At 48.6% G+C, this 543-nt stretch carries 1 pseudogene; it reads left to right on the top strand.

Annotated elements, in window-relative coordinates:
- Nucleotides 1–543, top strand: a pseudogene (locus tag R8N47_RS27765) (aminotransferase class III); the annotation flags it as partial.

Below are 543 nucleotides of genomic sequence, written 5' to 3'. Positions count from 1 at the left end.
GCTAGGCGTTGAAATCAAGAATCCTAACGGCGAGCTTAACAAGTTTGGTGAACCTCTTGCTGACGGTCAGTTGACCCTAGCGATTCAACGTGCTGCGCTTGAGCGTGGTTTGATGGTTGAGAAAGGCGGCCGCGAAGGTTCTGTTATTCGCTTCCTTCCACCACTTATCATTTCATTCGAACAGATTGACTTCGCATTACGTGTGCTTGAAGAAGCGATCATCGCCGCAGGCGGTAGCCACGTTGAAGCTGCACCACAAGAAGAGTGGAAAAAGCACTTCATCCATACCGGTGAACTAGGCAGTGCTGAGTTTGCATCAGTAATGAACCACACAACTGCTGCAATGAAGTCAGTGTTTGAACAAGTTAACGCACCATACTCAGGTATGGAGCCTAAAGCGTTAGAAGATGCGATCAACGCGGTTGACCTAGACAACAAAAATGCGCCACTTAAATCCGTAATCGATGATGCGGCAGAGCTGGTGGCAAAGAACGCTATCTTCACTCAACACCCTGATTGTATCGCGCATTTGCATACGCCTCC

It is taken from the genome of Vibrio sp. 2132-1 (assembly GCF_033344315.1).
This window is presented reverse-complemented; position numbering and strand designations above follow the sequence as displayed.